Here is an 8,052-nt window from a genome sequence, read left to right as displayed (position 1 = left end):
CCCCCCCCCCCCCCGGGCCCCCCGGGCCCCCCCCCCCCCCCCCCCCGGGGGGGGGGGGCGGACGAGGGGACTGACGTTTTGGAGATCGCGATCCGTGAAACAGAGTTCTCGTCAGCTCGACGAAGCCGAAGCCGGCGCCGCAGGCTGCGCCTTCGGCGACCATCTTGCATGCAGCTTGGCAAGCATCAGGTAGATGATCGGCGTGGTATAGAGCGTCAGCACCTGCGACACGACAAGGCCGCCGACGATGGTGATGCCGAGCGGGCGGCGCAGCTCCGAGCCCGGGCCCGTGGCGATGATCAGCGGGATGGCGCCCATCAGCGCCGCCAGCGTCGTCATCAGGATCGGCCGAAAACGCTTGAGGCATGCCTGATAGATGGCTTCCTCCGAAGACAGGCCGAGCGTTCGCTCACCCTGCAGGGCGAAATCCACCATCATGATGCCGTTCTTCTTGACGATGCCGATCAGGAGGATGATGCCGATGAAGGCGATCAGCGTCAGCTCCGTGCCGCTGATGGCGAGCGCCAGCAGTGCACCGAGGCCGGCCGACGGCAGCGTCGAAATGATCGTCAGCGGATGCGCGAGGCTTTCGTAGAGAATGCCGAGAACGATGTAGACCGTCAGCAGCGCCGCCAGAAGCAGCAGCGGCTGGCTGCCGGACGATTGCGTGACGCTAGCCGCATCGCCGGCAAAATCCGCATGCAGCGTATCGGGCAGATGCATGTCCAGCACCGCCTTCTGGATGGTATCGTTCGCCACCTGCAGCGGCGTGTTGAGGGCCAGATTGTAGGAGATGGTCACCGACGGATACTGACCCTGATGGTTGACCACCAGCGGCGCAAGCGTTCGATCGATCGACGCGACGGCGCTCAGCGGCACCTGCTTGCCGCCGGAGGCCGGCACATAGAGCTTGGAAATATCATGGGGATCGAGCGCATAGTTCGGATTCGCCTCCAGCACGACGCGATACTGGTTGCGCTGCGTATAGATCGTCGAGATCTGCCGCTGCGCGAAGGCATTGTTCAACGCGGCGTCGATGGACTGAATGCTGACACCGAGCTGCGAGGCCATGCTGCGGTCGATATTGACGGTCGCCTGCAAGCCGTTGGGCTGCCTGTCGGTCGCGACATCGGTCAGTTCGTGAAGGGTCTGCAGGCGCTGCATCACCTTGGGCGCCCATTCGACCAGCTCGTCATAGTTCGCGCCCCAGAGCGTGAACTGATATTGCGATTGCGACTGGCGCGCGCCGGCGCGGATATCGCCGGGCGAAAACAGGAAGGTGCTGAGGCCCGGAACGGCCATTAGCTGCTTGCGGAGCCGGTCGATGACTTCGGCCGTCGTCGCACGCTCCGATTCCGGCTTCAGCGAGATAAAGAGCTGCCCGCGATTGGCGGAGCTGGAGAAACCTCCGCCGCCCACGGAGGAGCCGAGACCGGAAACCGCCGGATCTTTTGAGGCGATATCGGCCGCCTGCTGTTGCAGCTTCACCATGGCCGGATAGGAAATATCGGTCGCCGCTTGCGTCCCGCCCTGGATGAACCCCGTATCGTCCTGCGGAAGGAAGCCCTTCGGCACCTTGACGTAGAGATAGCCCGACATGACCACGCAAGCGATGATGACAAGTACGGAAAGCACCCGATGGTGCAGCACGGCCTTCAGCGTGCGGCCGTAAAATCCGATAATCGCGTCCAATGAGCCCTCGACGAGGCGGCCGAACGGACCGGGCCTCGCGTCGATATCATGCGGACGCAGGCGATGGCCGCAGATCATCGGCGTCAGCGTGAGGGATACCAGTGTCGAAATGACGATCGTAAAGCCGAGTGTCAGCGAAAAGGTCTGAAAGAAACGGCCGACGATACCGCCCATGAAGAACAGGGGAATGAAGGCGGCAAGCAGCGACAGGCTGATCGAGATGACCGTGAAGCCGATCTGCTTCGCGCCTTCGAGTGCCGCCCGCATTGGCTTCATGCCGGTTTCCAGATTGGCATAGATGTTCTCGATCATGACAATGGCGTCGTCGACGACGAACCCGACCGAGACGGCGAGCGCCATGAGGGAGAGATTGTCGATCGACAGCCCGAAGAGCCACATGGCTGCAAAGGTTCCGGCAAGCGATAGGGGTACGGTGACGCCGGCGGCAAAGGTTGGCGTTGCCCGTCGCAGGAAGACGAAGACCACGCCCATGACCAGGCAGATGGTGGCAAGCAGCGTCCATTGCATGTCATTGACGCTGGCATGGATTGTCGCGGTGCGGTCGGAAAGGATGGAAACATTCACCCCGGCCGGAATCAGCCGCTGCAACTCAGGGATCAGCTGCTTGACGCCGTCGACGGTGGCAATGACGTTCGCATCCGCCTGCTTGGTGATGTTAAGCAGCACGGCCGGCTTGCCGTCATACCAGGCATCCGAGCGGCTGTTGCGCACACCCGGCTCGACGGTGGCGATATCGGAGAGACGAACGGCCGTGCCGTCGCCGCTTTGCACCACGATCCGCCCGAACGCTTCCGGCGTCTTCAACTGGCTGTTGACGGCGACGGAGAAAGCGCCGCTCGCACCGTCGATCGAGCCGAAGGGGCCGAGCACGTTGGCATTGACGATCGCCGTGCGGACGGTGTCGAGCGACAGGCCCATGGCTGCGAGCCGGTCGGGATCGAGCCTGACGCGCACGGCCGGCTGGTCGGCGCCGCTGACGGTGACGCCGCCGACGCCATCCACTTGCGATATTCGCTGCAAGACCACCGTGTCGGCCGCATCGTAGATGGCGCTTGCGGGGACATTGTCCGACGTCAGCGCCAGGATCAACACGGGCGCTGCCGCCGGATTGATTTTGCGGAAGGACGGCAAGGTCGGCAGATCGCCCGGCAAATCGATGGCCGCCGCATTCAGCGCCGCCTGCACGTCCTGAGCGGCGCCATCAACGCTGCGCGACAGGTCGAATTGCGCGATGATGGTGCTCGATCCGAGCGAGCTGACCGAGGACAGTTGCGTGATCCCGGCAATCGTGCCGAGGTGACGTTCAAGAGGGGCTGCAACGCTCGCCGCCATGCTGGCGGGATCGGCGCCGGGGCGGCTGGCGGAGACGACGATGGTCGGCAGATCCACGGTCGGCAGGCTTGCGACCGGCAGGAAACGATAGGCGACGATACCGAGGATCATCAGCCCGATCGCCAGAAGCGTCGTCCCGACCGGGCGTTTGATGAACGGCTCGGAGATGTTCATGTCTCGCCACCCGCCAGATCGTTCATTTCAGCGCTCGGCGTGCCGCTGGTGCGGCCGACGATCCGGGCGCGTAGACGCTCGAAAGCCAGATAGATCACAGGCGTCGTATAGAGCGTCAGGAGCTGCGAAAGCACGAGACCGCCGATGATGGTAATCCCAAGCGGAATACGCAGTTCGGCGCCCGTGCCCTGCGCCAGCGCCAGCGGCAAGGCGCCGAAGAGCGCCGCCAGCGTCGTCATCATGATCGGCCGGAAACGCAGGATCGAGGCCTTGAGGATGGCTTCGCGCGGCTCAAGGCCTTCCTTGCGCTCCGCCTCCAGCGCGAAGTCGATCATCATGATCGCATTCTTCTTCACGATGCCCATCAAGAGCACGATGCCGATGAGCGCGATGATCGACAGATCCTGCCCGAACAGCATCAGCGCCAGCAGCGCGCCGACACCGGCCGAAGGCAGCGTCGAAAGGATCGTCACCGGATGAACGGCGCTCTCGTAGAGCAGGCCGAGCACGATGTAGATCGTCACGACCGCCGCCAGGATCAGCCAGGGCTCGCCCGCAAGCGACGAGGCGAACTCCTCGGCATCACCGGAATATTTGCGCTGGATAGTGTCTGGCATGCCGATATCCAGCTCGGCCGCCTTGATCTCAGTCACGGCGTCGCTCAACGACGCGCCCTTGGCGAGATCGAAGCTGAGCGTCACGGCCGGAAACTGCTCGTCATGGCTGATGACCAGCGGCGCGGTCGTGAAACTCGCCGTGGTGAAGGCGTTGAGCGGCACCTGCGTATCGCTGGCGCCGGCAACATAAAGCTTGTCGAGCGACTTCGGATCCGACTGATATTGCGGTGCTGCCTCCAGGATGACGCGGTATTGGTTGGCCTGGCCGTAGATCGTTGCGATCTGGCGCTGGCCGAACGCATCGTTCAGCGTATCGCCGACGGCCTGCATCGAGACACCGAGCCGCGAGGCGGTCTCGCGGTCAACATCGACGAAGATGCGGCCGCCGCCCATTTCGACTTCGGAGGCGACATCCATGAGCTTCGGGCTCTGCTGCAGCCGCTGCGCCAGCTTTGCCGACCAGTCGACCACGGTTGCCGTATCCGTCGCCGTCAAGGTGTATTGATAGGGCGCACGGCTTGCGCGGGTGCTGATCGAGATGTCGCGCACGCTCTGGAAGGTCACGTGGATACCAGGCATGCCGGCGACCTCGCCGCGCATTCGGTCGATAATCTCACCGGCGGAAGCGTTGCGATCGCCCCGCGGTTTCAGCACGAGGCTGAGATTGCCCGTATTCAAGGTCAGATTGCTGGCGCTGGTGCCGATGACGGAGACGATGCCGCTGACATCGGGGTCCTTGCGCAGCCGGTCGGCGACATCAGCCTGTATCTTCTTCATCGTTTCGAAGGACGTCGTCGGCTCGGCCTCGATGACGGCGGTAATCAGGCCCGTATCCTGCGCCGGCAGGAAGCCTTTGGGAATGACGATGTAGAGCGCGATCGTCGCGGCTAGCGTGACGACGGTGATCCCGAGCATCAGCGCGCTGCGATCCACCGCCCAGACGAGACTACGGCGGTAACCTTCGATCAGCCACTCCGTGAAACGATCGGCGCCAGCCAGCAAGCCGCCTTGGCGCTCCCTAGGCTTGCGCAGGATGCGCGCGCACATCATCGGCGTCAGCGTCAGCGAAACCACGGCCGACACGACGACGGCAATGGTGAGCGTCAACGCGAATTCACGGAACATACGGCCGACAATGCCGGTCATGAACAGCAGCGGAATGAACACCGCTACCAGCGAGACGGTCAGCGAAATGATGGTGAAGCCGATTTCGCCGGCACCCTTCAGCGCCGCCTGCCTCGGGTTCTCGCCCTCCTCGATATGGCGGGCGATGTTCTCGATCATCACGATGGCATCGTCGACGACGAAGCCGGTGCCGATGGTCAGCGCCATCAGCGAGAGATTATCGAGGCTGAAGCCGGCAAACCACATGACGCCGAAGGTCGCGATCAGCGACAGCGGCAGGGCAACGCCGGCAATGAAGGTCGCCGACATCGTTCGCAGGAACAGCAGGACCACGAGGATGACGAGGCCGATGCTGATGACCAGCGTCCATTGCACATCATGGATCGAAGCCCGGATGGTCTCGGTGCGGTCATTGACGATATCAAGGGAAATACCGGCCGGCATGGCCTGCTTCAGCTTCGGGATCTGCTTCAGCACATTCTCGACCGTCTGGATGACGTTGGCGCCCGGCTGGCGCATAATATCGAGAATGACGGCGGGCTGCCCCTGATACCAGGCGCCGACGCGGTTGTTTTCCAGCCCCTCGACGACGGTTGCCACGTCCTTCAGCTGCACCGGCGCGCTGTTGCGATAGGCGACGATGACGGACTTATAGACGTTCGGATCGACGATCTGGTCGTTGGCGGCAAGCGTGAAGCTCTGCTGCGTGCCGTCGAGCGCCCCCTTGGCGCCGGCAACGCTGGCATTGGTGATGGCGGTGCGGATATCCTCGAGCGCCAGGCCGTAGGAGGCAAGACGCGGCAGGTCCACCTGGATGCGGATCGCCGGCTTGACGCCGCCCTGGATGTTGACATCGCCGACGCCCGAGACTTCACTCAGGCGCTGCGCCATCATCGTATCGGCGAAATCGCTGAGTTCGCGGATCGAATAGCTGTTGGAGCGCAGAGCCAGCGTCACGATCGGCGTATCGGCCGGGTTCACCTTCGAATAGGTCGGCGGATAGGGAAGCGTGCGCGGCAGGGTCGAGCCGGCCGCATTGATCGCCGCCTGCACGTCCTGCGCGGCACCATCGATATCGCGGCCGAGATCGAACTGCAGCGTGATCTGGCTGATGCCGAAAGCGCTCGACGAGGTCATCGAGGCAAGCGACGGGATCTGCCCCAGCGGTCGCTCCAGAGGCGCCGTCACCAGCGCGGCCATCGTATCGGGATCGGCTCCCGGAAGCTGCGTCGTCACCTGGATCGTCGGAAAATCCACCTGCGGCAGCGGCGCGACCGGCAGGAAGAGAAAGCCGAGAATGCCGCCCAAGAGAACCGCGACCCCGAGAAGCGAGGTGGCGATGGGCCGGCCGATGAAGAGCGACGAAACGTTCATTGTTGCTGCGTCGGCGCGGCGGACGAATTGTTGGATGCGGAGCCGCTGCTCGTATCCGCACCCTGCTCGGCACCGGCGGCAGGCTGACCATCTTGGCCGCGATGACCGCTATGACCGCCGGCACCTCCCTGGCCGCCTTGACCGCCTTGACCATCTTGGCCGTTGTGCCGGCGATGCGGCCGCTCGCCGCCAGTGTCATTATCCTGGCCCTTCTGCGGGTCATTCTCCGCAACCGGCTGCCCGCCATCGCCCGTTGACGGGGCGTTCGGCGCCACCTGATCCGGATTGGCGGAAATCTGCACTTTCGACCCGTCCTGCAGCCGCGCGAAGCCCGTGGTCACCACCTTGTCGCCCGGCGATACGCCCTCGGCGATGACGGCCTGTATGTCATCCTGCTGACGCACCTTCACCGGCTTCATGGCGACGGTCTGGCCCTCGCTGACGATATAGACAAATGTGCCGTTCGGCCCGCGCTGCACCGCCCCGCTCGGAATGACGGTGACGCCCTTCAGCGTTTCCACCAGCAGGCGGGCATTGACGAAGGCGCCCGGCCACAGCGCCAGTTTCTCGTTCGGAAAATTCGCCTTCAGCTTGACCGTGCCCGTGGTCGGGTCGACCTGGTTGTCGACCACCGCCAGCGTGCCGTTGTCGACCACCGTCTGGCCATCGCTTCCCATGGCCTGGACGGCGAGCGTTCCGGCCGCGCTTGCCGCATTGATGCGGGCAAGCTGCTGCTGCGGAATGGAAAACAGCACGGAGATCGGCTTGATCTGCGACAGCGTCACGATGCCGGTCGCATCCGACGAGCTGACGAGGTTGCCGACATCGACGTTGCGGATACCGGTGCGCCCATCGATGGGCGCCTTGATCGTCGTATAGTCGAGCGTGGCCTGCGCGCTTTCGATGGCGGCCACATCGACCTGAACCTGCGCCGTATATTGCGCCACCAGCGAGATCTGGGTGTCGACCTGCTGCTGCGTGCCGGACGCGCTCTTCACCATCAGCTGAAAGCGGGCGAGATCGCGTTGAGCGCCGGCAAGCAGCGCTTCGTCCTGTGCCTTCTTGGCAACCGCCTGATCACGCTGTGCCTTGTAGACCCCATCGTCGATGCGGGCGATCACATCGCCCTTCTTGATATCCTGGCCTTCCACGAAGTCGATTTCGACGATCTTGCCGCTGACCTGCGCCCGCACGGTAACGGTGTTCAGCGCCTTTACCGAGCCGACACCATCGATATAGACGGGCACATCGGCAGTCTTTGCGTCGGCGGCCAGTATCGGAACTGGGCCGCTGAACTGCGACATGCTACGCCGTCCCCCGCCACCGCCTTGACCTCGTCCGCCGCCACGGCGTTCGCCTTGCGCCTGCTCGGTGGGTGCTGCGGCATTCTGATAGCCGAGCAGCTTCTCCGCCGGCCCAAGCCAGCGATCGCGGGTCGCATAGGCCCCGTATCCAACCGCGCCGATGACCGCCAACCACACTGCGACCCGAAACGTCCGAGCCATCAACACACCTTCCTTCAAAGCCTTCGGTGATCAACGATCGCCGATATCGATGGCGCGACTCTAGCTTGCATCGAGCCGCTTAGGAATTTGGTATGGCCATTAAATTTTGTCCATTTTAGCGCGACTTAGCGTAACAAACTGTTACATTGGACAAAAACCAGGGTTGTAGTTGCAAGGATGAGATATGTACGCGTGCCGGCCGGCGGGCCGGG

At 63.5% G+C, this 8,052-nt stretch carries 3 protein-coding genes; all 3 read right to left on the bottom strand.

Features of this window, described 5'->3' with window-relative positions:
* Window positions 1-111: 111 nt before the first annotated feature.
* The 3 genes from ACPYOP_RS20000 to ACPYOP_RS19990 are packed head-to-tail and all read right to left on the bottom strand — an operon-like array spanning window position 112 to window position 7,840.
* Entirely contained in the window at window positions 112-3,219 is a 3,108-nt protein-coding gene (locus tag ACPYOP_RS20000) for an efflux RND transporter permease subunit (RefSeq protein WP_481412078.1), read from the bottom strand.
* Complete coding sequence (locus ACPYOP_RS19995; RefSeq protein WP_481412077.1) at window positions 3,216-6,335, bottom strand: efflux RND transporter permease subunit; 3,120 nt, start codon at window positions 6,333-6,335, stop codon at window positions 3,216-3,218. Before ACPYOP_RS19995 ends, ACPYOP_RS20000 begins: the two co-directional genes overlap by 4 nt.
* On the bottom strand, window positions 6,332-7,840 hold the full coding sequence (locus ACPYOP_RS19990) for an efflux RND transporter periplasmic adaptor subunit (protein WP_481412076.1): 1,509 nt from the start codon (window positions 7,838-7,840) through the stop codon (window positions 6,332-6,334). Before ACPYOP_RS19990 ends, ACPYOP_RS19995 begins: the two co-directional genes overlap by 4 nt.
* Window positions 7,841-8,052 lie beyond the last annotated feature (212 nt).

The sequence above is a fragment of the Rhizobium sp. KNZ2-6A genome, assembly GCF_056755475.1.
This window is presented reverse-complemented; position numbering and strand designations above follow the sequence as displayed.

Excerpts from the sequence above, each read along its gene's own strand:
- ACPYOP_RS20000 (WP_481412078.1), bottom strand. The coding sequence starts at position 3,219 with ATGAACATCTCCGAGCCGTTCATCAAACGCCCGGTCGGGACGACGCTT.
- ACPYOP_RS19995 (WP_481412077.1), bottom strand. The coding sequence starts at position 6,335 with ATGAACGTTTCGTCGCTCTTCATCGGCCGGCCCATCGCCACCTCGCTT.
- ACPYOP_RS19990 (WP_481412076.1), bottom strand. The coding sequence starts at position 7,840 with ATGGCTCGGACGTTTCGGGTCGCAGTGTGGTTGGCGGTCATCGGCGCG.